Source organism: Legionella brunensis (genome assembly GCF_001467025.1).
Lineage (GTDB): Bacteria > Pseudomonadota > Gammaproteobacteria > Legionellales > Legionellaceae > Tatlockia > Tatlockia brunensis.
In genome coordinates this window covers 1-22,968 of sequence record NZ_LNXV01000009.1, presented here as the reverse complement: position 1 = coordinate 22,968, position 22,968 = coordinate 1, and the positions used below count along the sequence as shown (strand labels likewise).

Genomic DNA, 22,968 nt, shown 5'->3' with positions numbered 1-22,968 from the left:
CAAAAAAATAGCTCCAACACAGTCAATTAAAAATTATTTTTCACCCCGAAACAAATAAACAGACAACGTAAACCAATACTCACCAGCAAACTTCTCTTGGCATTCTTGCTCATAGGTGGCTACCAAAGCTTCATTGATACTGTCAATGTGCTTATCAGGTACTTGACCTTGAAAAAAAGCAATACCATTAACAAATTTACGAAAGATGTCCAAAGAAGGTAAAAGCATTTGATGCTTTAGACGTTCAAACTTAATGTGTTTAAAGGGAAGCGTACGTATTTTTTCTTCTAAATTTTGGAAGTGCCGATAATCCACTGGTGGCTTAAAATTATTAAGCATGGGGAATTGTCCGGACTCTTGCACACGATAGTAGCTTGTAATAAAAGGATCATCGCCTGAGGGGAAAAGAGACAATACTTTTCCATTGTTTTTTAATGCCCTATAAATATTAAGAAAAGCTTTTTCTATAGCAAAAGCACACCATTGCAAGCACCAAAATGAGACGATGTAGTCAAATTGATTTACAAATGGCATAGTTAATACATCCGCTTGCAGCAATTTAGTATTAGGGTAATCAGTTATTTCTTGTCTTGCCAATGTCAGCATGTTTTCCGATGCATCTATCCCTAAAAAGTGACCTTGCGGGATTTTATCCAAAATCTTACGACTGAATGCTCCATTGCCACATCCAATGTCCAAAACATAATCTGTTAGTTTTATATCCAAACATTTCAAATAATTATCTGCAATGCTTGCTTGAATATATGAACCAATCGCATAATCATGGGCTGGCCACTCTTGTGTTGGCATCTCGATATCCCTTTATTCTAGATGAGCCTTGTGAATAAACGATGAAGTATCTTTTAGGAGAAAGCAAGTGAAATAGATAATGCCTCCTATCAAGGTTAGCTAAGAATGCTGTTGTGTTATAGGAGATATGGAATAAATATTACTCTTGGTGAGCATTTATTGCATCTCTCTACTCAGGCTCACCAAAATACCCAGGAAAGCCTATTTCGCACATTTGGTGGTTCCTTGCACACTATGATAATCCTAGAAAAATCATCACAAGCATAATCAAGCTTACAAATAAACCCGCTGTTGCCTGCACGTTCCAAGTGGGTGATTGCCACATACAAAACCATTCGCTGGCAATAATAATAAAACCAACCATGTATAGCATAAAACCTAAAAATAAACCGATAAACGCTACATTTTTTGCCTTATTAAATTGAACATCACTGGCATTAATATTGATTAAAAGTCGCAAACAACCAATCCAACAAATAAGCGCCGCCAATAGCTCCCAAACCGTGATAAAATAGTAAACCCCACGCTGAATAGATGGATTCGTAATCGCACGCTTCATCAATACCGGAACCTGGAAAGTGGTATCCATACTCAATACATGTTGTACTGCAGGAAAGTTACTGGTGGAATCTATTAGATTATTAAATGCCACCAAACTAAAAAATAACGAGACTGATCCTACCATCCCTAATCTAATGTAGCGCAAAGTCATATCATCTCTACCATAAAAATTTATACTTAAATTCTTGCGTCTAGCCATAGCCTGCAACAACAAGATAGGGTAGCTAAAGTATTTACCTATCTGTGATATATTAGTATCCCCTAATAGTTCATTTCAATCATTTAACTTTATCCAGGAAGGTATCTATGCGTATGATGCGTGCTATTTTGCGGTTTGTTGCTGTTCCATTGGGTTCTCTTTTCATCTTGGGTTTTACATCAACTTCTTTTGCGATAGGTAATCAGATTGTTGCAGTTGATGTTGATGGCGTAACAGGCCAATATACATCAATAGCATTGGATTCCCAGGGCTTTCCAACAATCAGCTATTATGATGCAACTGAACAGAAACTGAAGGTGGCGCATTGCTTTACACGTAATTGCAGCCAATTTAATTCAATTGTAACGCCTGATGCAGCAACAAACATTGGTAAATACACCTCGATTGTACTTGATAGTACTGGTAAGCCTGTCGTGAGTTATTATGATGAGGCAAATTCAGCATTAAAAGTATTACACTGCGGTAATAACTCTTGTTCAGCGAGTAATACCATTGCAACACCGGATAATACTGGAACAGTTGGCACATATACTTCAGTTACAATTGATAAGAATAATTTTCCTGTTGTCAGTTATTACGATGCAACCAGCGGAAGATTGAAAATTCTACATTGTGGGAATGCATCTTGTACGCTTGGTAACACAATTGTACAGCCAGATACAACTAGCAGTAATGGGGTGCAAAGCTCCATTAAATTGAATTCAGCTGGCAATCCAGTAGTTGCTTATTTTGATTTTACGAATTCTTCGCTAAAGATTTTACGTTGTGGAAATAGCGCTTGTAATTCTGGCAATTCAATCACAACAGTTGACTCAGCTGGTGATGTGGGTCGATACCCATCATTAAAGCTAGATAGCAATCAAAGACCCGTAGTGAGTTATCTGGATTTAACAAACGGTAAATTAAAAGTATTACATTGTGGTAATACAATTTGTTCATCGGGTAATTCGATTACCTCAATTACTGGTAATGGGATTGCTGGTTATTATTCATCATTATCACTTGATACAAATAACATACCGACAATTAGTTACTATGATTTGACCAATCAGAGTTTAAACGTCATACGCTGTGGCAATGCTAATTGCACAAGTAACAACATCATTAATGTACCAGATAGTACGGGAAATGTGGGGCTATACACCTCTTTAAATCTTGATGCGAGCAGTAATCCAGTTGTTAGTTATTACGATGGTACCAATGCAAATCTCAAAATATTGCGCTGTGGTAGCCCCATGTGTGGCCCAAATTCAATTTATGTTGGCGACACAGCAACAGATGTTGGTCGATATGGTGCAATTAAATTAGATGCCAATGGCAGACCCGTAGTTAGTTATTGGGATGAAACAAATGGTGACCTGAAATTGCTACATTGTGGTGATACAACATGCAGTCAAGGCAATTCAATTACCAGCCCACTCACCACCGCCAATGTTGGCTGGGATACATCTCTTGATATCGATACTAATGGATATCCTGTGATTAGTTTTTATGACTTTAGCGCTAAAGTGATGCGAATAATGCATTGTGCGAATGCAAATTGCAGTGGTGTTAATCCAGTTAATACCCCAGATATCTTGTCAAAACGTGCCTCATCTATGGCGCTTGATTCCTCTGGTAATCCAGTAATTGCCTCTGCTGGACAATCTGATCAAGGATTAAGAATCGTACACTGTGGCGATGCAGATTGCTCAGCCAACAATAGCATTGCGTCGCCTGACTTCCCAGTTTATCCCGATAATGCTGATGTGCGTGGCGTGTCATTAGTGCTTGATGCATCAGGGTATCCAGTTGTTAGTTTTTTTCGCGCAGATAAAAATCAATTGAAATTGCTGCACTGCGGTGATGCTAATTGTACCGCACAAAACAATTCGCTATCGGTGCTGGATCCAGGCGCACAAGCTGGTGATCATCGCGCAACCTCTGTGACTTTAGACGCAAGTGGTAATCCCGTGATTGCTTATTGGGATACCGCAAATGCAGCATTAAAAGTACTGCACTGTGGCAATGCAGCATGTAATTCAGGGAATACCATTGCATCCCCTGTAACCGGACCAAATGTTGGATTACAGCCCTCAATAAAAATTGATAGTACAACAGGGAATCCTATTGTGAGCTTTGGAACAAGTAGCACCCTATCGATACTTTATTGCGGCAATGCAACATGTACAGCAGGTAATGTGATCACTGCGGTTGACCCAACGACCCAAGGTGTAGATAGTGCATTAGCACTTGATATAAATAATAATCCCGTTGCAAGTTACTACACCCCCACAGGTAAGCATATCAAGGTATTGCATTGTGCAACAAAAAGCTGCCAATAAAACTCAAAGTTCGGGTCTATGACCCGACAACACCAATTTAATTAAACAAAATAGGTTTTAATAGATATTATCTAATATTCAATCAGCTCATGGAGAGAACTTATGAAACTGGATCACAGAATTAGGATTTTAAAGATTGTTTTGGTTCTTATAGGTTTGATATTTATTTTTGGAATTTATCCTTTAACAGTTTATTGGCCTGAGGGATGGGCTTGGCACTTGATTGGGGTTTCACTCTATTTGCAAATGATACTCGGGATTTATGCAACCCTAGGAATATTTTTAATAATCGCAGCACGAAATCCTTTAGAAAATCTTAGTCTTATTTGGTTTACAGTTTGGTCAAGTATCGTTCATGGCGGCATTATGGCTGTGCAAGCTTTTTATTATCCTGAGCATATAGGGCATCTTTTAGGGGATGTTCCCGCACTCTTTTTATGTGCCATACTTCTGGGGATACTTACTCCAAGAGCAAAGCAGTTGAAATAACCCTAAGGCATTTCTAGCATGGGTGGCAAGTTTTGCTGCCCTACCACAATTTAAATTTTGTAAACAGAGAGCAAAGCAAGTGTGTATGTAGTGATTGCAGTGTTTCAGGTAGCTTTCTCGTCTAGCAAGGTTAGTTTTGTTAACTCATTAATTTGATTACAATACTCTAAATATTTATTTGACTTTAGAGTGGAATAATTTAAATTTTTTAATAATCCTGTCAATTTCATAAAGAAATCACGAGCTGCTTCTTTATCCTTAAACTCATAGTCCTTATTAATAATTTTTATTATTAAATTAAATAGTTCTTTTTGCCTTTCAATGGGCACCGAAACGTCTACAGGGTCATAAGCATCTTGCTGCAGGTAAGTCATATCCAACATGAGAGATTTTTGGTAAGTGATATAATCCTGTATTGTGACCCCTTCTTCCCCCGTCACTTGCATCATATTAAAAATATCCTGTCCTCGATGCAAAAGCTTGGTTGCTTGCTCAACCTTTGAGGCCCAACCAGGTTCAAGTTTCTTCTCAAACCAGGTTTTAAGTTGATCGAAATAACGTGACCAGGAAATTAAAGGATCTACTGCGGGATAAAATCGTTTATATGCCCTGTCATAACTTAATCCAAGAAAAGTTTTGACGGCACTTAACGTTGCTTGTGTGACTGGCTCTTCAAAATTACCCCCAGCGGGTGATACTGTTCCTACTATAGTCAAACTTCCGATTGAATTATCAATACAATCAATAATACCAGCACGCTCATACAAACCTCGTATACTGCTTTCTAAGTAAGCAGGAAAACCTTCTTCTCCTGGGATTTCCTCCATACGTCCGGAAGTTTCCCTCATCGCTTGCGCCCAGCGGGAGGTAGAGTCTGCAATGAGCAATACATTAAAACCCATTTGTCGATAATATTCGCCCAAAGTTATACCTGTATAAATAGAGGCTTCCCTAGCCGCTACAGGCATTGAAGACGTATTACATATGATGATGGTTCTATCCATGAGAGTACCACCAAGCTTTGGATCAATTAGTTTAGGAAATTCTGTTATGGTTTCTACAACTTCACCAGCCCTTTCCCCACAAGCCACAATAATCACCAGATCAACATCCGAATAACGAGCTATTAAATTCTGCAAAACAGTTTTACCCGCTCCAAAGGGCCCAGGAATACAAGCGGTTCCTCCTTTTGCAATAGGAAAAAAAGTATCGATTAATCTTAAGGTAGTAATCATGGGCTGTGACGGATATAGCCGTTGCGCCAACCGTTTTTCCGTCAACACCTGAGCGATGGACGATCTGACAGGCCATTTCTGCACCATACTGATTTCTCGCGCGATGCTATTTTTGTCAAGCAACTTTGCAATTGTTGTCTCTACAGTGAGCGCCCCCTCTTGTATCCATTCAACTTTAATCTGGTTGCCCATATCAAAAGGCACCATAATTTTATGAGTTAATCGACCTTCCTGAACCACACCTAGCGTACTACCTCCATTGACAATATCCCCAGCTTTTACGTGCGCTGAAAACAACCATTTTTTATTGACGTCAAGAGCTGTTTCTTGAATCCCACGAGGTAAAAAATAGCCATATTTACTAGCAAAATTTACTAACGGATTTTGCAGCCCATCATAGATCATCCCTAATAACCCAGGACCTAAACTAACTGAAAGCTGATCATTGGTAAGTTCAACCACATCTCCGATAGCAATACCACTAGTTTCCTCAAATACTTGGGCAACGGCTCTATCTCCTCGCACATGTAATATTTCTGCCATTATTTTTTCTTGATAAGTAGAATTAAGGTTCTTTGTAGGGCAAATAAAGATAATCCCATTCTTAACAAGGGGTTCTTTGCCTAATTTTTGGACATGAACAATACCTTCCTGTATAGCCACTACCTGAGCCTTGATATTTTTTGAGTTATTAGCTTTCATAGCAACGATCCCTCGTTAAACCCCATTGCCTCGGAAAATTGGTTTGGACTCACCAAAGCCTGGTATAATTCATTGACCTTTTCAAGAATATTCGTTGTACTAAATGTTGACCAGTATTGAACAATATCCCACCGCAACAAATAAATAATTAATGCTTCTAAATCAAAATAATGACCAGTCTCAATAGAAGATAAATACTTCCATATAAAATTTAATAAAAATTCTTCAACAGCCGGAGTATCATTTCTGGCCAAATCCTCTGCCATTTTGATTAACGAAGGGTAAACAAATTTCAGGCCTAAATCTGGTTCACTCCAATGTTCAATGAGTTTTTGATCCCAATGGGTAATCCAATGGTTTTTGGGATTTGCAGGTGGTGCTTTTCCAATATGTTTCATTCTCAACGCAGACACAATACTTCGCAAATCAAAATACCATACGATGAGGTTACAGATAACCCTTGAGTTAATCTGCATGAGTTGTTGATAATCTTTTCTTGTTTTTTCGACAGACTGAGAAGGGTTAAACCAGCTAGACCAAACTAAAGATTCAATCGCGTAAAGCCGTGTCTGTGTTTCTATTGGTAACAAACCAAGCCTTTTTTCAAGTTGCAACCTGGAAATGGGAGGACTCTCCACTTTGTAATCAGGAAATATACGCGGCAAACTTGAAATCACCATGTAATAATTTGTCGTCATTTAAGTAGCCCTTCCAGCAAAGCACGAAATCGTGGCTGCATGTGCTTGATTAATAATTTGCTAACCGCTTCCTCAGTAATATCTAGAACAATTTCCTCATCCATAAGATGTACTTTAATTCCAGCAACCTGTTCTGTTTGATTCACTTTCACACTCATCCCTGCTTTCAGCATTTGGTGAGTAATGGATTGAACCAATTCTTTAAGAAGATCTTTTTCCATTAATGACGGATTTTTTTTGATCTCTTCAAAATCCAGTACCGTTTTTGGCAATTCAATTTCTACTTTTTTAGCCTTAAACGCTGTCATTTGTACTTTGATATCTGTTGCAATTAAAAAAATTAATTGACGTATTAACTCTTCATTATTTAGCTCCTTATGAGCAATGCGTTGTACTTCTTGCGCAAATCTATCCATCAAATTCTGCCTTAATTCAAGACGCATATTACGCGCAGCTAGTTGCAAAGCATCTTCCGCAGCTTGCTTTTCATTGAGTATTTCTTGATGAGCCTTATTCAGTAACATTTGGGATTGTTCTTGAGCACGATTTAATAACTCATTCGCCTTTAATCGAGCTTCATTGATTATTTGTTCTGCTTCCGCCTTGCCCGCATTCACACCTTCCTGCTTTAAGCGGTCAATTAAAGTTTCAATACCTTGAGAAATAATAGCTGAAGACTTATCTTGTTTAAGCTCCATGATTAGCTCCTAATCCAGCACTTAAAACTAGAGCAAACACGAATATAAATACGGCAAAACCCTCCACAATTGCTGCTGGAGCAATGGACAAACCAAAAATTTCAGGTTTATTTTTAGTAGCATTGATTGCACTCGCACAGCAATATCCCTGTTGAATAGCACAAATCATCAAAGCGATACCGCTTAAAAATCCAATTCCAAACTGGGCACCAGCTATTGCTGTAGTTACTGGCTTATTCAAAATAAACATAAGCACTATTCCATAAATCGCTTGGGAAGAAGGGAGAACTGAAATCCCAATATATTTCCCGTAACTGCTATCTGTATCTAACATAACACCAATAGCGGCTTGTCCAGCAATACTACACCCCCAAATACTCCCTATAGTTGCAAGAGCCATAGGGGCGAATATTCCCAACCATCCAAACATTATTATGAGCTCATTCATGAGGAGTCTCCTCTTTCTTAAAGGGCTGATAGTTGTAGCCATCTTCCTTTATGGACCATTTAAAAAATTCAATATAATTCAATCGCAAACCATGAATTACAGCACTCAATAAACACAACAAGAAATTAAGGGTTTGACCAAGCAATAAAACAATAAACGCCAGCACCCAACTGTACTGTGCAATATTTTGAGCCATCGTATTAAATGTAAGAGCTAGAGAGGCTCCTGCTAATCCCAAAGCAAATAATCGCAGATAACTAAGAATATCTCCAAAAAGTGATGGCAATTCAGTTAACGCTGTTAATCCATGAAAGATTCTTAATAAGAATGTGCGACCATTAGTAACACGCTCATTTGAAGCAAAAAACATAATCATCAATAAGCTAATAGCAAAGAGACCAATTGAAAAACGAGTTATAAGGCTATTGGATATGATTATTCCTACACTGAACAGCAAAGCTGTCATGATTAACAGCATAAAACCTATGGCTTGCATCCGTTCATAAACATTATTTACAAACCATGCTCTCATAAAGCTGGCAATCATGATGTGAAAACAACCGATACAAAGAACAAGCGCCATCATGGCATTAAAATTATGGATATCTATGATCTTTAATGCAGATAAAAAGCTTCCAGGCTTAGGTGGTACTCCCCAATAACTCCCTATGAGCACCCCATAAATTATGGAAAAACCGCTAATACTAACCAGAAAAGATTTCAGCCAAGCAAACGAGCTATTCTTACCCAATCGTCTCCAACTCAAAAGCGTCATGAGGCCTAAAATAATCCCATATCCGGCATCTGCCAGGATCATCGCGAAAAAGATAGAAAATGAAAAAAATACAATGATTGAAGGATCTAATGAATGATAGCCGGGGGTTTGATAAAATTTCACTATCTCCTGTCCTGCTTTTGAAGGAGAGTCAAGTAAGGTAGGAGGTAACTCATCTTGCTGCGGCTCCTCAATACTGAAACCTAATTGCTTACTTTCACAAAATTGTTGAATATCTGACAGTTTGGAATCAGGGAGCCATCCTTGCAATAAAAAGAACTCCTTCTTATCAAGCGTTTTGTCAGAAGCTTTTTTAAATTGTGTTCGATCGACAAAATGAGCAACTTCCTGAGACAATAAATATCGATATCGGGTAAAATTCCGTCTTTCAACTTTTAGATCTTCCATTTGATCTTTAATGGTTTCTAATTCATCAAGAAGGAAATTTAGAGCTACCGAGCCCGTGTGAATCCGGTATGGAGAAACAGTATCTTCCTTAGGCTCCTCTTTAGAAAGAATCACCAAATAAATAAAACGATGGTTGCGATAAAGTTCTAAAGCAGGTACATCTTCAGGAATAATCGATCGGTCCTTAAGATTAATTTTATAAAACCATAATTTAATTCCATTAAAATCCTCAGAAGCCAACTCAAAATGCCCCCATTCCGACAGTTCACGAATCCTATTTGCTAAAAAATCATGCCTATCCATACACTCCTGCATCGCTTTTTTATTCTTTAAAATCTTATTAACTAATTCTTCAGCGTTAAAATCTTTCCATATCAGACGTTGGCGTCCTTGCTCAGGGGAATCTTTAAGATAGCGCAAAGCATTTTTTATGTTATCAACTAGAGTTGTCGATACTGCAATTAAATTGGGTTTCCCTGATTTCACCGAAATTAAATGCAGGCAACCTAATTCCTGCAAAGCATTCAGTATCTCTTCTTTGCATCGAGTCAATCCTAAAACGCTGATTTTTTTGAATGATGCAATACTCACATTAATTGCCTCTTCTTTTTAGCAAGTTTCGATCTAACCACAGCCGCACGTTCGTTATCTGCTAAAAAAATCTGGATTAATCGAATATGTTTTACCGTGGTCGGAATTAAAACTTTCTCAAATAAATTTTTCCTCTGCGTAACCGTTTGAATCGATTTTGCCAGCAATTGCGAGCGGGATAATGCTACGTTAATTTGCAAATCAATCTCGACAAGAGAACAAATCGAATTAATAAAGGGATCAAACCAGTGAGGCGAATTTAAATAGCTATAATCTGCAATTTTAAATTTTACAGAATTAAAGATAGGCAATTTCACACCTACAATATTTTCTTCGCTAATATCAATATGTTCAATTTGAATAAATTGCTTCAGAAGATTGATGCTTTCAGCAACCATGGGAAAATTAGATTGAATGTGATCTTGTAGCTGATTTTTTTTTGCCTTAAGCGCAATGATTTGCTCATCTAAAACATTACGTTCAGACAATAACTTTTTTCGTTTTAATTCCAGAGAAGGCAAATAGCGTTGATAGTTTTTTAAATCCCTCTGCTTAAGACTTAAAGAAGCCTTATTCAATTTGACTTGGGTCATAAGTCTCTTCTCCTCGTCCTTGAGAATTAAAATACTTACTGATTAACTCGTCTTTAATCAATAATTCATTTTCTCGAAAACATTCCTTTAGTGTTTGCCAACACAAATCCAATGCTTTTTCTAGGGGCAGAGAAACCTGAATATTCATAAAACGCTCACGAAATAAGTGACCAAATTTTAATAGTCGCTCATCAAGTTCTGAGATTTCAAAAGCCATAGCTTGCTTTTGCTCCGCCTCACATGCTGCCGAATAAAAACGAATCATGGCATTCATTATTTGTCCATGATCATCTCGAGTTTGCTTACCTATAACATGCTGTTTCAAGCGAGATAAAGAGCCGAAGGGATCGATGGTTCCGGAATGTAAATAAAGTTGTCCTTCAGTAATATATCCCGTATTGTCAGGGACTGGATGGGTGAGATCATTGCCCGGCATAGTCGTTACCGACAAAATCGTAACTGAACCTGCCCCCTGGAAATCACAAGCTTTCTCATAGCGCCTTGCTAATTGAGAATACAAATCGCCCATATAGCCGCGGTTTGAGGGAACTCGTTCCATCGCGATTCCAACCTCTTTTAAAGCATCTGCAAAAGCTGTCATATCAGTCAGTAATACGAGAACTCGTTTTCCTTCTTCAACTGCCATTTTTTCAGCAACAGCCAAAGCCATATCCGGAATAAGTAAACGCTCTAAAATAGGATCAGAAGCTTGATTAACAAACATAATGGTGCGAGCAATAGACCCATGATCCTCGAAGGTTTTACGGAAAGCATAATAATCATCAAATAATAAGCCCATGCCTCCAAACACAATAATATCTGCATCCGCCTGAATAGCAATTTTCGCCAGCAGCTCGTTATAGGGCTCTCCTGCGATTGAAAATACAGGGATCTTTTGACTTTCTACCAGGCAATTGAAGATATCAATCATCGGTATATTCGTTCGAATCATTTTTGATGCTAAAGTACGCCGAGTAGGATTAACTGTTGACGTATGAATCGATGTATTATCATTTTCATCCAGTTTTGGTCCCCCATCGATAGTTTGCCCTACTCCATTAAACACTCGACCTAAGATATTAGGCGAGTAATTAACTTTCATTGGGTGACCTAGTAAACTCACAGAAGAGTCAGTAGACAAACCTTTCGTACTACCAAATACCTGTAAAGTAACAAGATTCTCTTCCAGACGAGTAATTTGAGCCAGGAAGCTTTCTCCTGACGTTGTATGGATTAAAGCCAAATCGTCTAACTTTGGGACAATAACCGAATCTGAGGCATCCACATGGGGTATCGAAACTTTAAGAATATCGCCGGTAATCTCGCGTATATTTCTATAATGAATCATACTCATTCTTTTCTCTCATCATTTTCTGAGCATTAGCCATTAACAGTGCCACAGCGCATGAACCAATCCGAGAGCGGATACCATCCGCTCGACTGGTTAGAATAACTGGCACAGTAGCTCCCAAAATGATACCAGCTGAAACAGCATCCCCAATTAAAACAAGCTGCTTTGCTAAAATATTTCCTGCTTCTAAATTAGGAACCACAAAGATATCCACATCACCTATTACAGGAGATTCAATATTTTTAGTTTTAGCAGCATGCATACTAAAAACATTATCGTAAGCAAATGGACCATCCACTATGGCATTTTTAATCTGCCCCCTCTCTGACATTTTGGCTAAACAAGCAGCGTCAATGGTAGAAGGCATAGCTGGATTTACTGTTTCTACGGCTGATAACAAAGCAACCTTTGGTGTCGTTTTTTGATTAAAGGCATGAAAAAGATCGACCGCATTTTGTACGATATCTCTTTTGGTGAGTAAATCTGGTGCTATATTGATAGCAGCATCCGTGACCATAAAGGGTTTATGATATTTTTCGATAGCCATCAAAAAAATATGGCTAATACGCCTGTTTGTTCGTAACCCGCCGTCTTTTCGAATCACCTCGTGCATGATTTCATCAGTGTGAAGACTTCCTTTCATTAAAGCACCTACTTTCTCTTCATGAACTAACTTCACAGAGTGTTCTGCAGCATGGATACTATGGCTAATATCTATAATTTCATAAGGACTTATATCAATATTGTTTTTGTCTGCTATACGTTGAATCTCAACTTTAGGACCAATCAAAACGGGGTCAATTAAATCTAATTCTGCGGCTTCGACGGCGCCATCAAGAGAATCCTTAGTACAAGGGAACACTACACCAACACGAATTTTAGGCAGAGACTGGCATTTATGAAGAAAATTTTTTGCTAATTTATCAATATCAAGTCCCTTTGCAGTCATCGCAGTCATCTTCCCTATTTGAACGACTATCCATTGGATTTGCAACAGATAAGGTCCCGCTTAATTTGCTGCAACCTATAGAACCCCTACTGTCTATAAAGTATAGGACATCTTCAATTATTTTTACGCAACAAGCTGAGCTATAATTTTTAATACAATTACGGAATTCTTTCTGAGCGATGGACAGCAAACAGATTATTGTCATCAACTCTGGATCTTCCAGTATAAAATTTGCCGTTTATGATTTCTCCTCCTTATTGAAGAAGCGCTTGCATGGGGTGGTGGAGAATATACATATCAAACCCTCTTTAAAATTATTTAATGAGCATAATCAGTTACTCAATAAACGAGCGTTTGATCAGGATACAGATTATCACTTTTTTTACGAACTACTTTTCTCCTCACTCAAACACAACCAATTTGGCTTCGATATAGAATACGTCGGGCATCGCGTCGTTCATGGGGGAAAAAATTTTAAAACCCCAGTTATTATTTCAAATGAGGTTGTGGAACGATTAAAAGAATTGATCCCGTTTGCTCCTTTACACCAACCTTATAATCTTGAAGCTATAAGTATTATTTCAGAACTATACCCCCATCTGAAGCAGATTGCCTGCTTTGATACTTCATTCCATACAACACATCCATTCAAAGCAGATACCTTCGGTATTCCTCGCTCCTTGTCCTTAGAGGGAGTAAAACGATATGGTTTTCATGGTTTGTCTTATGAATACATAATGCATCGTTTAAAGGAATTGGACACGGAAAAATACAATGGTCGGATTATCATCGCTCATCTTGGTAATGGTGCGAGTATGTGTGCTGTAAAAAATGGTCAATCTATCGATAGTACCATGGGGTTTACGGCATTAGATGGACTCGTTATGGGCAGTCGTTGTGGAAATTTAGATCCTGGAGTAATTTTATACCTATTAAAATCTAAGAAAATGTCTGCAGCTGAAGTTCAAACAGTCCTATACAAGCAATCCGGTTTACTCGGTATTTCGGGAATTTCTTCAAATATGCAACAGTTATTAGCAAGCGAAAACCAAGCAGCTAAGGAGGCCATAGATGTATTCATTTATCGGATACAACGAGAAATAGGCGCTCTTACGGCAGTTTTAGGCGGTCTTGATATGTTAGTATTTACCGGCGGTATAGGTCAAAATTCTTGGCAAATTCGAGAATCTGTCTGTCATAAGAGTCAGTGGTTAGGGATCCAAATAGATCCACATTTAAACAAGAAAAATAGCCATAAAATCAGCACAGATTTAAGTTTAGTGGATATATATGCAATTCCCACGGATGAGGAATGGATAATAGCAAATCATTGCTACCATCTGATTAATTAGGAATAGTTATGGATACTACTTTATTGAATGGAAAAAAAGCATTGGTAATAGGGATTGCCAATGACAGCTCGATAGCTTATGGCTGCGCATCTATGCTAAAAGCGGCAGGTACCGATTTGGCAATTACCTACTTAAACGACAAGGCAAAACCCTTCGTGGATAAAGTTGCTGAAGAATTGAAACCCTCGATTTACCTGCCGTGCGATGTCACCATTGATAACGATTTGAATCAGGTTTTCTCAGCCATAGAGCAGCAATGGGGTAAAATAGACATTGTTATTCATTCTATTGCCTTTGCTCCTAAATCTGACTTGCAAGGAGATGTAGTGGATTGTTCAAAAGAAGGTTTTCTCTTGGCTATGGACGTTTCCTGCCATTCCTTTATACGTATGGCCAAGCTTGCCAAACCTCTAATGAAAGCTGGAGGCTCCTTATTTGCAATGTCTTTTTATGGCGCAGAAAAAGTAATTGCCAATTACAATGTCATGGGGCCTGTAAAAGCGGCACTTGAAGCATCTGTGAGATACATGGCGGTAGAACTTGGGGATCATAATATACGTGTAATCGCACTATCCCCTGGACCTCTTAAAACGAGGGCCGCTTCAGGTCTTGGGAAATTTGATGATTTATTAAATGATGCTAAAAATAAATCCCCTCTTAAAACATTAGTGGACATCGATGATGTGGGGGCAATGGTTGTTTTTCTTGCAAGCGACTATGCGAAAAATATTACCGGCGATACCATCTATATTGATAGTGGATATCATATCGTAGGTTAACGCGAAATTGTTTTCGTGTCTTGTTCCGTTTTTATTCGATACAGAATGCAATAAAAAACAGGAACTAAAAACATAGTCAAAGCTGTGCCTAAGGTTAGACCAAACACAATAGTGACAGCTAAAGATACCCAAAATACATCTTGCAATAAAGGCATAACACCTAAAATAGTCGTTACTGCTGCATTCACAACAGGTGCCAAACGGCTTAAAGAGGCTGAAAGAACAGCATCATAAGGCTTCAGCCCATTAGCCAAATTAAGATTCACTTGATCAAGTAATACGACCGAATTTTTAATCATCATCCCTGACAAGCTCATCGCCCCTAATAACGCGATAAATCCAAAAGGAACGCCTGTTATTAATAAACCAGCAGTAACACCAATCATTGCAAAAGGGATGACAGTAATAATGATAATAGGAGGTCGATAAGCATTGAACAGCATGACAATAATTAACAGCATAATCACGACAGCTGGGAATAACCCTGGTTTTAATGCATCGGCGGACTCTCTACTGCTTTTGTATTCACCATCCCATGTTAAAGTATAACCTGGGGGTAATTTAATCTTCTCAAATTCAGGCAGGATACTATTACGTAATGTACTCGCCGTTACCTGATAAGGAGAACATTGTACGGTTATAGCCCGCTTTCTATCCCATCGCCATATAATTGGATTAGTCCATTCTAAATTAATGCCACTAACAACTTGGGCAACAGGGATTGTTTTAGTGCTAAATTGAGAGTTGATTTGCAGTAAAGGTAAATCAACGGCTGCAGCATTGCGCTCTGATTGTGGCTGTCGTAAAACGATGGGAATTAAATCATCTTCTTCACGATACAGACCTAAAGGGATTCCATCACTGGCACGACTTAAAGTTTGAGCCAAATCAAGCCGTGAAATACCGGCCCAACGAGCACGTTCCTGTTGATAATCTGGAACGATTTGCAAAATCCTCTCCCGCCAATCCGCTCTAACATCAATGGCATTAGGATTGGCCTTTAAAATAGCCATAGCCTGATCAGCTAAATTACGTAAAATGGCCGGATCCGCATTGGCTGGACCACTAAATCTTGCGGCTAATTTCCAATTGTTAAAAGCACCTACAGCATATTTTCTCACCCTTACCAAAGATTGTGGAAAAGTTTTTTTACTCCAGTCTGGTAATGTAGCCACCAAACGATCAACATCTTTAATATCCTTTACGTTAACAATGAGTTGGGCGTAAGAAGAGTAAGGAAACTCTGATTCCACCGGCAAGTAAAAACGTGGCGGACCTTGACCTATAAAGGTGCTAACACTGCTTACACCTGGATCTTTTAATAGCTTTGTTTCAAGTTTTTTAAGATCAGAAGAGACCGTCTGAATTTGAGTACCTTCCGGTGCCCAGTAATCTATCATGACCTGCAATCGCGTAGAATCAGGAAAATAAATGATAGAGACATACCGAAAGCCAAAAATAGAAAGGGCTAATAATCCACACATCAACAGTACAAATATAAGACGATACTGGAGTATTGTTTCTAACATAGATCGATAGCTTTGATAAAATCGATTGCTATATTCTTCTTGCTTAATGTCGTTGGATTTAGGTGAGGGAATAAAATACAAACACAACAGTGGTGTTGCAGTCTGAGATAAAATCCAACTTAAAATTAGAGATACTGCAATCACTGTGAATAAACTTCCTGCGTATTCACCCGTATCATAGGTAGAAGCAAAGATTGGAAAAAAGGCCATAGAGGCCACAATGGTTGCACCTAGCAGAGGCCAAGCTGACACTTTGGCAGCCTCAACAGCAGCTTTTTCTCTAGAACTCCCCTGCTGTAATCGGCTGATAAATCCATCAACGACCACAATAGCATTATCAACCATCATCCCCATAGCAATAATTAATGCCCCTAATGAGACGCGTTGAAGGTCAATATGCAACACTTTCATCACAATGAAAGTACCAAGAATCGCTAAAATTAACCCAGAAACTCCAATTATTATCCCTGCTCTAAGCCCCATAGTTAGTGCTAAAACTATAAGAACAATTAACACTGCCTCCAATAAATTGATTAGAAAAGAATTAATGGATTCGGTAACAATGTCCGATTGCCAAGAAATCTTATGAATTTCGATTCCTCTTGGTAAGGTCGCTTGAATTTGATCAATACGTTTGCTGATAGCATTACCAACATCAATAGCATTCACCCCTGAGAGTGGAGCTAAAGCCAAGCCAATGGCCGGAAGACCTGAATAGCGCATTAATTGTTGTGGTGGATCCAGGTACCCTTCTTTTACGCTAAAAAAATCACGAATTCGAATAATTTCATTACTCTTTTGATTGTCGGCTGATCTTAAGCGTGGAATGATAGAAAGCTCGCCAATTTCATTAGCGCTTTTAAATTCTCCCGTTGGGGCCATTCTCATTCGTTGTGATTGATAATCAACAGAACCCGCATTAACCACTTGATTTTGTAGTTTTAAAGTACTTTCCAAATCAGATAAGGTGATTCCCAGTTGGGAAAATTGGCCATCGGTGATCTCTAAGTAAATTCTTTTATCTTGCGCCCCCCAAAAATCAACACGTGCCACGCCAGGGACAATACTCAGTTCTTTTTGCAAATGTTTTGTATATTTTTCAAGCTCTGCGTAACTAAAACCATCCGAACTCACCGCCAGTAAAAAGCCAAATACATAGCCATAGTCATCACCCACAATGGGAGGGTGCACACCTGGAGGTAGACTGTCTTTTATGTCGTTTATTTTTTTTCTTAAGGCATCCCAGACTTGAGGTAACCGGTCAGACCAATATTCATTTTTGATATTCACTTTAATGATGGATAATCCTGGTCTGGAAATAGAAGATATATCCTTTACCTCAGACATTTCTTGGATTTTTTTCTCAATAAGATCGGTAACCTCTAACTCAACTTGTTCGGCATTTGCTCCCGGATAATGGGTGGTAATAATCGCTGTTTTTACTGTAAACTCGGGGTCTTCCAGACGTCCTAAACCAAAGAAACAAATCAGTCCTGCCACCGTTAATAGCAAAAGCATAAATCCCGTAACTGTCTTATTTTGAATTGCATAATCAGCTAGAGACATGTTAATTTGCCTTTTGATTTAAAATGATAACTGACTCCCCTTCTTTTAAACTATGTATTCCTGCAATAACCACCCATTCATCCGATGTTAGCCCGCTAAGAACCGATATTCCTGTAGAAGTCAACTCACCTATAGTAATTTGACGACGATGGACTTTATTATTATCCACTATCCAAACGTATGTTTTATTATTTGTATCTTCAGTAAAGACCGCCTCAGCAGGTACTGTAAGCTTATTTTTAATACTGTCTTTCCCCTCCACTTGACCGCTTACTTTTCCTGCCATACCAGGCAAGATTTCTATATCTTTAGGTTGTTGCATGATAATAGTCACTGGATAAGTACGGGTCTCAGGGGAAGCTTCGTTACTGATTTCTTTAATCTCGGCTGGTATATTATGAGTCGGGAAAGAATCAAATTGAACCATAATATTTTTTACTTGGGGAATAAGGCTTATAGCATTTTCTGGTATTTGAATGGTCATCTCGATTTGAGAAGTATCCAGCAATCGTGCAATAACTTGCTGCTTCGCAACTGTTTGATAATTTTCAACATAAAGATTTGCAATTTGCCCATCAAATGGCGCATTTATTATCGTGTCCACCATCGCTTTTTCTGCTAAATCCAAATTAGCTTGTGACACTTCCCATTTTGCTTTCACTAGGTCATAGTCTGATTTTGAAATATTACCATCTTTAACCAGTTCCTTTGCGCGATCAAAATTTTGTTTATCCCGAGTCAACTCAGCCTTAGCAGACTTTAATTTTGCTTCAAATTCTTTTTGGTCGAGTTGCGCGATTAGACTACCCTTCGTAATCTTATCACCAATCTTAATAGGCAATTTAATTAAAGTACCAGCCACATTAAAGGACAAATTTACCTCTTGGGAAGCTCTAGCAAGACCAGGAAAACTGCGTTTATTAAAAGAATCCACATTACTTATCTGAATTGCCTTCACTGCTCTAGGTTGAATGGTCGTTTGAGAGCTCTTTTCTTCACAAGATGCGGACAAAAAGATCAGAGTTAAAAACGCTAAGCCTGAAAAAAGCCTTAGGGTAATTCTATTCATAGCTCTTCCTTGAACGTTAGACGACCATTTCAATGATCTTAGAAACTCATTTTTCAGGAATGTAATTTAAAGATAGATAATCTATGAAAAAATTGCTAAACGCAACGAATGCTATATCAATAATTTTTTTCTAAACATCGTTTTTTGATCATAAAATGACCTTTTTTACCCATTTTGCACATCACTGATGAAGCTCTGTATTTAATTAGGAAAAATGGTTTTACTATTTAAGATCAAACCACGGTTGGGGCAGAATAACAGACTTTGATTGCCAGATTACCTTGAATTGACCATCGCGCTGCAGGATACCAATCATCGCGGGTTTAGCCAAATGATGATTAGCCTCCATCGTTTCAATATATCCACTCGGAGTCATCTGCTTTTGACCTATCATCGATTTTCTCACAGCATCCACGTCAAACGTACCAGCCTCTTCCACAGCAGATTTCCACATACGAATTCCCGTACGTGTTGCCTCCATAGGATCGTTAGTTAACGGATGGTCCTCTCCTTGTAAATGATTTGCAATAGAATATTTAGTCCACTGATTAATCCACTCCTCATTCATGGGATTTTTAAGCGACATAAAATAGCTCCATGCAGTTAACACATTGATCAGAGACTTATTGTGATAGCCACGAAATTCTTCTTCACCTACGGAAAAAGCCATTACTCTAAGCGGCTCAGTCTCTAAATACTCATAATCTAATGCCCGGTAAAAATAAAAATTTGCTTCGCCGTTAATTGTAGATATGACTACTGTAGGGCCCTCCTGCAAAGATGAGTTAATTTGAGCGATAATCGGATCAAAATCTATATACTTAAAAGGAATATAAATTTCTTTTATTGCTTTATCTTCAATACCTTTTGAATTTAAGAACTTGCGGATTATTTTATTGGTTGTTCGAGGATAAACATAATCCGTTCCTAGCAAAATCCATTGCTTAGTGGTACCTCCTGACTCCCTCATTAAATATTCCACCGCGGGGATTACTTGCTGATTCGGTGTTGCACCAGTATAAAAAATATTATTTGACTGTTCATTCCCCTCGTATTGAACTGGATAGAACAACAACCCATTATATTGCTCAAGAATAGGCAATACTGCTTTTCTTGAAGCGGATGTCCAACAGCCGAAAATCACTGCCACTTTATCATGTAACAATAATTTTTTCGCTTTTTTAGCATATAACGACCAATCGGATTTTGGATTCTCAATTACTGGCTCTAATTGGTATCCTAAAATCCCTCCAGCCTGATTTATTAAATTGATTTCCATGATTAACATTTCTTTCAAGGCTGTCTCAGAATTCCCCATAACTCCTGATAAGGAATGCAAAATGCCTATCTTGACAGTTTTTTTAGATGAAAGGTTGCTGACATTGCATGAAATAACCAATGTTGCCATACAACAGATAACCATATTTTTAATTAATTTACACAGTTTAATCTGCATAATAATCATCCACTTCTAACTAACAACTAACGTACGCGCATTGTCTGCAACGCCTTGTATAAAGGGTTATAATTCACGATATCGTCTTTAAATGGCTTATCAAAAATAAAAACAAGCGCGATTAATGAAGCCATTGCAAGAGCATACGTCCTAGACAAAACTGCATCAAATAATGCATTTGTCATAAATGAAATTGTAAAAAAAGTTGCAAGCAATACAAGGCTTATCGTGAACCAAAAAATCGGATTCAATGTGATTTGGGCATTCTGAATTCTCTGATCCCTTGAATCCATAATATCAGCCACTAATCGCACAGCATGCTCATAAAGTATTTGCTCTTTTGGGGTTTGAGGGACATATGAATAGACCCCGTCACTAACTGATGCATACAAACGCCTAGTACGCTCACTCCCTATGCCGTTTTTAAGAGCCGGCCATTCATCCTCAATGATAGACTCAATATAGGCTAGTAAATCCTGATGAATTTTTTGAACTCCAGCATATCCCAATCGAAGCAATAAATTATCGAGATTATTCAGCTGCGAAGCCTCCTGAGAAATCATCAATTGAATTCTTTGGTTAGAATTCATCACTTGATTCATAGAAAAACTCAGCAGGAACGTTAGAGTAACCGCCAAACCTACAAAAATCCTTAATATAGGCTCATGTTCGCGATCTCCACGAGGTATCACTCGTTTTACAAGTCTTTGTATGCAGATAAGTATTGAAACAATAAATGCAATAAAGAAAATAATAATTAACACATTTGGAAAATTATACAGCCAAGCTAACATTCCCCTACTCCCTTAGATTATTCATGTCCTCTCAAGTGGAGTTGCCCGTTAACCCGGAAACTTACCAGGAATCACATTTTTTCGTGGAGGAGCAATCTTTGCAACGCAATTACTTTATCATTCCATGGAAGCGTAATATAAATAGCAGTATTATGCATTAATAGAAGAGCACCTAAGAGTAATTTTTTTTAAAATTTCTTCAATAGGCAAACCCATTACATTGTAATAAGAGCCTCTAATCTCTTTAACAAATGTCTCACGCACTTTCTGGATGCCATAACCTCCAGCTTTATCGAAAGGATCCCCTGAGTCAATATAATCGTGTACTTGCTGCTCTGTAAGATTGTGAAAAGTAATGTTGGTTGTCACATAATCAATGTACCACTGTTGTTCTGGCAGGAAAATTAAAGCATAACCCGTATAAACTTCATGTGAATTACCGCTAAGCATATGTAACATTCTATACGCATCTTCGTAATTGCGGGGTTTTTCTAAAATATGATTCTGATAAGCCACTGTAGTATCTGCTGCCAAAATCATATCCGCGCTACTTACTGCAGCTCGATCCAAGATAGCCTGAGCTTTTTCCTTAGCCAACCGAGTGACATACGCTTTAGCCTCCTCGTCTTTTTTTAGTACCTCTTCAATATCAGCAGGCATCACTTCAGCAATGAATCCGTGTTCTTGCAAAATTTGCAAGCGCCGTGGAGATGCGCTGGCAAGAATAATTTTTAATAAGGGGTTTGATTTCATTAAAACAATGATAGTTGATGTTTATTGTATTTTATCGATTCTACAACTTTTAAAGCAGAAATTAATTAAATCTTAATATAAATTTATGCTCATTCCTTACAAATGACTTTTCTCAACTTTAATTCAAGCTGGCGTAGTCATTGATAATGAATAACTCATCATATTTATAGTTAAGAAAATGGCATAGAGAAAGTGATTACCCATATTGATTATAAATAAACGCCTTTTGAGCAATAACAATACCCTTGTTGGTTGTAATTTTTATGTCTACCGGACCATGACTATGTGCCGGGGTAACTACAGTGACTATACCAGTTGATGGCTTGCCAATAATCTTTGCTGCCTTGCCTCCGAAACTAACTCTCGTAGGTACCCCAAAATTACCTTTAAGCTTAACTGTATTTCCTCCTCTTACGCTACCTGAGAGGGAAGAAACAGAAACTGAGGATTGACTCACAACAGGGGAAGTGAGCCCAGCCACACTATTCGTATTTACTAACAATAGCGTACCGGATACCACAGCAGCCCCCCCCCTAAATACGTTGCCGTGGTCTGCATCTGTGTTTGCTTCTTAGATGGAATTTCAGCAGATAGATAAGTGTATGCATTAGTATTGCTTACACTACCACCTATCGTCGTAACTACCACATTGGCAAAGCCTGGAGTTCCTGCCGGAGTTACTACTGTCAATTGGGTCGAGCTGCTCACATTTACGCTGGTACCGGGACTGCCTGCAAAACTAACACTCGTACCCCCAACAACAAAGTTGCTACCAGTAATCGTCACCGTTTGTCCTCCCGATGCAGGTCCCAAGTTAG

21 protein-coding genes are annotated in these 22,968 nt (G+C 38.4%); 4 read left to right on the top strand and 17 right to left on the bottom strand.

Annotated features, from left to right (window positions below):
• Positions 1 to 33 precede the first annotated feature (33 nt).
• Entirely contained in the window at positions 34 to 810 is a 777-nt protein-coding gene (locus tag Lbru_RS06655) for a class I SAM-dependent methyltransferase (RefSeq protein WP_058441412.1), read from the bottom strand.
• A gap of 232 nt (positions 811 to 1,042) precedes the next feature.
• Positions 1,043 to 1,522: a DUF2165 family protein gene (locus Lbru_RS06650; RefSeq protein WP_058441411.1), complete on the bottom strand. Its 480-nt coding sequence runs from the start codon at positions 1,520 to 1,522 to the stop codon at positions 1,043 to 1,045.
• 155 nt (positions 1,523 to 1,677) lie between these two features.
• Between Lbru_RS06650 and Lbru_RS06645 the strand changes: the two genes are divergently transcribed.
• Together Lbru_RS06645 and Lbru_RS06640 are read left to right on the top strand one after the other, a co-directional pair.
• Positions 1,678 to 3,915 carry a hypothetical protein gene (locus Lbru_RS06645; RefSeq protein WP_058441410.1) on the top strand — a complete coding sequence of 746 codons (2,238 nt, stop codon included), beginning with the start codon at positions 1,678 to 1,680 and terminating at the stop codon, positions 3,913 to 3,915.
• A 102-nt stretch (positions 3,916 to 4,017) separates the two neighbouring features.
• The gene (locus Lbru_RS06640) at positions 4,018 to 4,404 is read left to right on the top strand and encodes a DUF6632 domain-containing protein (protein ID WP_058441409.1); all 387 of its coding nucleotides are present in this window, start codon (positions 4,018 to 4,020) and stop codon (positions 4,402 to 4,404) included.
• A 104-nt stretch (positions 4,405 to 4,508) separates the two neighbouring features.
• Here the strand turns inward: Lbru_RS06640 and Lbru_RS06635 are convergent, their stop codons facing one another.
• Genes Lbru_RS06635 through Lbru_RS06600 form a run of 8 tightly spaced genes read right to left on the bottom strand, consistent with a single transcriptional unit; the run spans position 4,509 to position 12,852 of the window.
• Positions 4,509 to 6,341 (bottom strand): V-type ATP synthase subunit A, encoded by a 1,833-nt coding sequence (locus Lbru_RS06635; RefSeq protein WP_058441408.1) that lies wholly within the window; start codon positions 6,339 to 6,341, stop codon positions 4,509 to 4,511.
• On the bottom strand, positions 6,338 to 7,039 hold the full coding sequence (locus Lbru_RS06630) for a hypothetical protein (protein WP_058441407.1): 702 nt from the start codon (positions 7,037 to 7,039) through the stop codon (positions 6,338 to 6,340). The genes Lbru_RS06635 and Lbru_RS06630 overlap by 4 nt, the downstream gene beginning before the upstream one ends.
• A complete protein-coding gene (locus tag Lbru_RS06625; RefSeq protein ID WP_058441406.1) occupies positions 7,036 to 7,737 on the bottom strand; it encodes a hypothetical protein in 702 nt (233 codons plus the stop codon). The genes Lbru_RS06630 and Lbru_RS06625 overlap by 4 nt, the downstream gene beginning before the upstream one ends.
• On the bottom strand, positions 7,727 to 8,185 hold the full coding sequence (locus Lbru_RS06620; protein ID WP_058441405.1) for an ATP synthase subunit C: 459 nt from the start codon (positions 8,183 to 8,185) through the stop codon (positions 7,727 to 7,729). The genes Lbru_RS06625 and Lbru_RS06620 overlap by 11 nt, the downstream gene beginning before the upstream one ends.
• Positions 8,178 to 9,959 carry a V-type ATP synthase subunit I gene (locus Lbru_RS06615; RefSeq protein ID WP_058441404.1) on the bottom strand — a complete coding sequence of 594 codons (1,782 nt, stop codon included), beginning with the start codon at positions 9,957 to 9,959 and terminating at the stop codon, positions 8,178 to 8,180. The genes Lbru_RS06620 and Lbru_RS06615 overlap by 8 nt, the downstream gene beginning before the upstream one ends.
• Positions 9,956 to 10,552: a V-type ATP synthase subunit D gene (locus tag Lbru_RS06610; RefSeq protein ID WP_058441403.1), complete on the bottom strand. Its 597-nt coding sequence runs from the start codon at positions 10,550 to 10,552 to the stop codon at positions 9,956 to 9,958. Before Lbru_RS06610 ends, Lbru_RS06615 begins: the two co-directional genes overlap by 4 nt.
• Positions 10,530 to 11,906 carry a V-type ATP synthase subunit B gene (locus Lbru_RS06605; RefSeq protein ID WP_058441402.1) on the bottom strand — a complete coding sequence of 459 codons (1,377 nt, stop codon included), beginning with the start codon at positions 11,904 to 11,906 and terminating at the stop codon, positions 10,530 to 10,532. Before Lbru_RS06605 ends, Lbru_RS06610 begins: the two co-directional genes overlap by 23 nt.
• Positions 11,887 to 12,852, bottom strand: a complete 966-nt coding sequence (locus Lbru_RS06600) for a bifunctional enoyl-CoA hydratase/phosphate acetyltransferase (protein WP_083500851.1) — start codon at positions 12,850 to 12,852, stop codon at positions 11,887 to 11,889. The genes Lbru_RS06605 and Lbru_RS06600 overlap by 20 nt, the downstream gene beginning before the upstream one ends.
• Before the next feature lie 179 nt (positions 12,853 to 13,031).
• Between Lbru_RS06600 and Lbru_RS06595 the strand changes: the two genes are divergently transcribed.
• Positions 13,032 to 14,204, top strand: a complete 1,173-nt coding sequence (locus tag Lbru_RS06595) for an acetate/propionate family kinase (RefSeq protein WP_058441400.1) — start codon at positions 13,032 to 13,034, stop codon at positions 14,202 to 14,204.
• Between the two features lie 8 nt (positions 14,205 to 14,212).
• On the top strand, positions 14,213 to 14,983 hold the full coding sequence (gene fabI / locus Lbru_RS06590) for an enoyl-ACP reductase FabI (protein WP_058441399.1): 771 nt from the start codon (positions 14,213 to 14,215) through the stop codon (positions 14,981 to 14,983).
• Here fabI and Lbru_RS06585 read toward each other — a convergent pair.
• The 7 genes from Lbru_RS06585 to Lbru_RS06555 all read right to left on the bottom strand — a co-directional run.
• The gene (locus Lbru_RS06585) at positions 14,980 to 18,078 is read right to left on the bottom strand and encodes an efflux RND transporter permease subunit (protein ID WP_058441398.1); all 3,099 of its coding nucleotides are present in this window, start codon (positions 18,076 to 18,078) and stop codon (positions 14,980 to 14,982) included. The genes fabI and Lbru_RS06585 overlap by 4 nt on opposite strands.
• Before the next feature lies 1 nt (position 18,079).
• Positions 18,080 to 19,147: an efflux RND transporter periplasmic adaptor subunit gene (locus Lbru_RS06580; RefSeq protein WP_058441397.1), complete on the bottom strand. Its 1,068-nt coding sequence runs from the start codon at positions 19,145 to 19,147 to the stop codon at positions 18,080 to 18,082.
• Positions 19,148 to 19,370: 223 nt separating this feature from the next.
• Positions 19,371 to 20,603, bottom strand: coding sequence for a transporter substrate-binding protein (locus Lbru_RS06575; protein WP_131793630.1), 1,233 nt, complete (start codon positions 20,601 to 20,603; stop codon positions 19,371 to 19,373).
• Between the two features lie 26 nt (positions 20,604 to 20,629).
• Positions 20,630 to 21,397, bottom strand: a complete 768-nt coding sequence (locus Lbru_RS06570) for a bestrophin-like domain (protein WP_058441396.1) — start codon at positions 21,395 to 21,397, stop codon at positions 20,630 to 20,632.
• 150 nt (positions 21,398 to 21,547) lie between these two features.
• On the bottom strand, positions 21,548 to 22,150 hold the full coding sequence (locus tag Lbru_RS06565) for a Maf family protein (RefSeq protein WP_058441395.1): 603 nt from the start codon (positions 22,148 to 22,150) through the stop codon (positions 21,548 to 21,550).
• Positions 22,151 to 22,346: 196 nt separating this feature from the next.
• Positions 22,347 to 22,670: an IPT/TIG domain-containing protein gene (locus tag Lbru_RS06560; RefSeq protein WP_157061494.1), complete on the bottom strand. Its 324-nt coding sequence runs from the start codon at positions 22,668 to 22,670 to the stop codon at positions 22,347 to 22,349.
• On the bottom strand, positions 22,646 to 22,968 hold a 323-nt coding region (locus Lbru_RS06555; protein ID WP_169792344.1), incomplete at its 5' end, for an IPT/TIG domain-containing protein. The genes Lbru_RS06560 and Lbru_RS06555, both read right to left, overlap by 25 nt.

Bases quoted from the DNA above. Each gene is read 5' to 3' on its own strand.
- Lbru_RS06635 (WP_058441408.1), bottom strand. From the start codon at position 6,341: ATGAAAGCTAATAACTCAAAAAATATCAAGGCTCAGGTAGTGGCTATA.
- Lbru_RS06640 (WP_058441409.1), top strand. From the start codon at position 4,018: ATGAAACTGGATCACAGAATTAGGATTTTAAAGATTGTTTTGGTTCTT.
- Lbru_RS06585 (WP_058441398.1), bottom strand. From the start codon at position 18,078: ATGTCTCTAGCTGATTATGCAATTCAAAATAAGACAGTTACGGGATTT.
- Lbru_RS06630 (WP_058441407.1), bottom strand. From the start codon at position 7,039: ATGACGACAAATTATTACATGGTGATTTCAAGTTTGCCGCGTATATTT.
- Lbru_RS06570 (WP_058441396.1), bottom strand. From the start codon at position 21,397: ATGTTAGCTTGGCTGTATAATTTTCCAAATGTGTTAATTATTATTTTC.
- Lbru_RS06610 (WP_058441403.1), bottom strand. From the start codon at position 10,552: ATGACCCAAGTCAAATTGAATAAGGCTTCTTTAAGTCTTAAGCAGAGG.
- Lbru_RS06655 (WP_058441412.1), bottom strand. From the start codon at position 810: ATGCCAACACAAGAGTGGCCAGCCCATGATTATGCGATTGGTTCATAT.
- Lbru_RS06575 (WP_131793630.1), bottom strand. From the start codon at position 20,603: ATGCAGATTAAACTGTGTAAATTAATTAAAAATATGGTTATCTGTTGT.
- Lbru_RS06605 (WP_058441402.1), bottom strand. From the start codon at position 11,906: ATGAGTATGATTCATTATAGAAATATACGCGAGATTACCGGCGATATT.
- Lbru_RS06580 (WP_058441397.1), bottom strand. From the start codon at position 19,147: ATGAATAGAATTACCCTAAGGCTTTTTTCAGGCTTAGCGTTTTTAACT.
- Lbru_RS06595 (WP_058441400.1), top strand. From the start codon at position 13,032: ATGGACAGCAAACAGATTATTGTCATCAACTCTGGATCTTCCAGTATA.
- Lbru_RS06600 (WP_083500851.1), bottom strand. From the start codon at position 12,852: ATGACTGCAAAGGGACTTGATATTGATAAATTAGCAAAAAATTTTCTT.
- Lbru_RS06625 (WP_058441406.1), bottom strand. From the start codon at position 7,737: ATGGAGCTTAAACAAGATAAGTCTTCAGCTATTATTTCTCAAGGTATT.
- fabI (WP_058441399.1), top strand. From the start codon at position 14,213: ATGGATACTACTTTATTGAATGGAAAAAAAGCATTGGTAATAGGGATT.
- Lbru_RS06565 (WP_058441395.1), bottom strand. From the start codon at position 22,150: ATGAAATCAAACCCCTTATTAAAAATTATTCTTGCCAGCGCATCTCCA.
- Lbru_RS06620 (WP_058441405.1), bottom strand. From the start codon at position 8,185: ATGAATGAGCTCATAATAATGTTTGGATGGTTGGGAATATTCGCCCCT.
- Lbru_RS06645 (WP_058441410.1), top strand. From the start codon at position 1,678: ATGCGTATGATGCGTGCTATTTTGCGGTTTGTTGCTGTTCCATTGGGT.
- Lbru_RS06650 (WP_058441411.1), bottom strand. From the start codon at position 1,522: ATGACTTTGCGCTACATTAGATTAGGGATGGTAGGATCAGTCTCGTTA.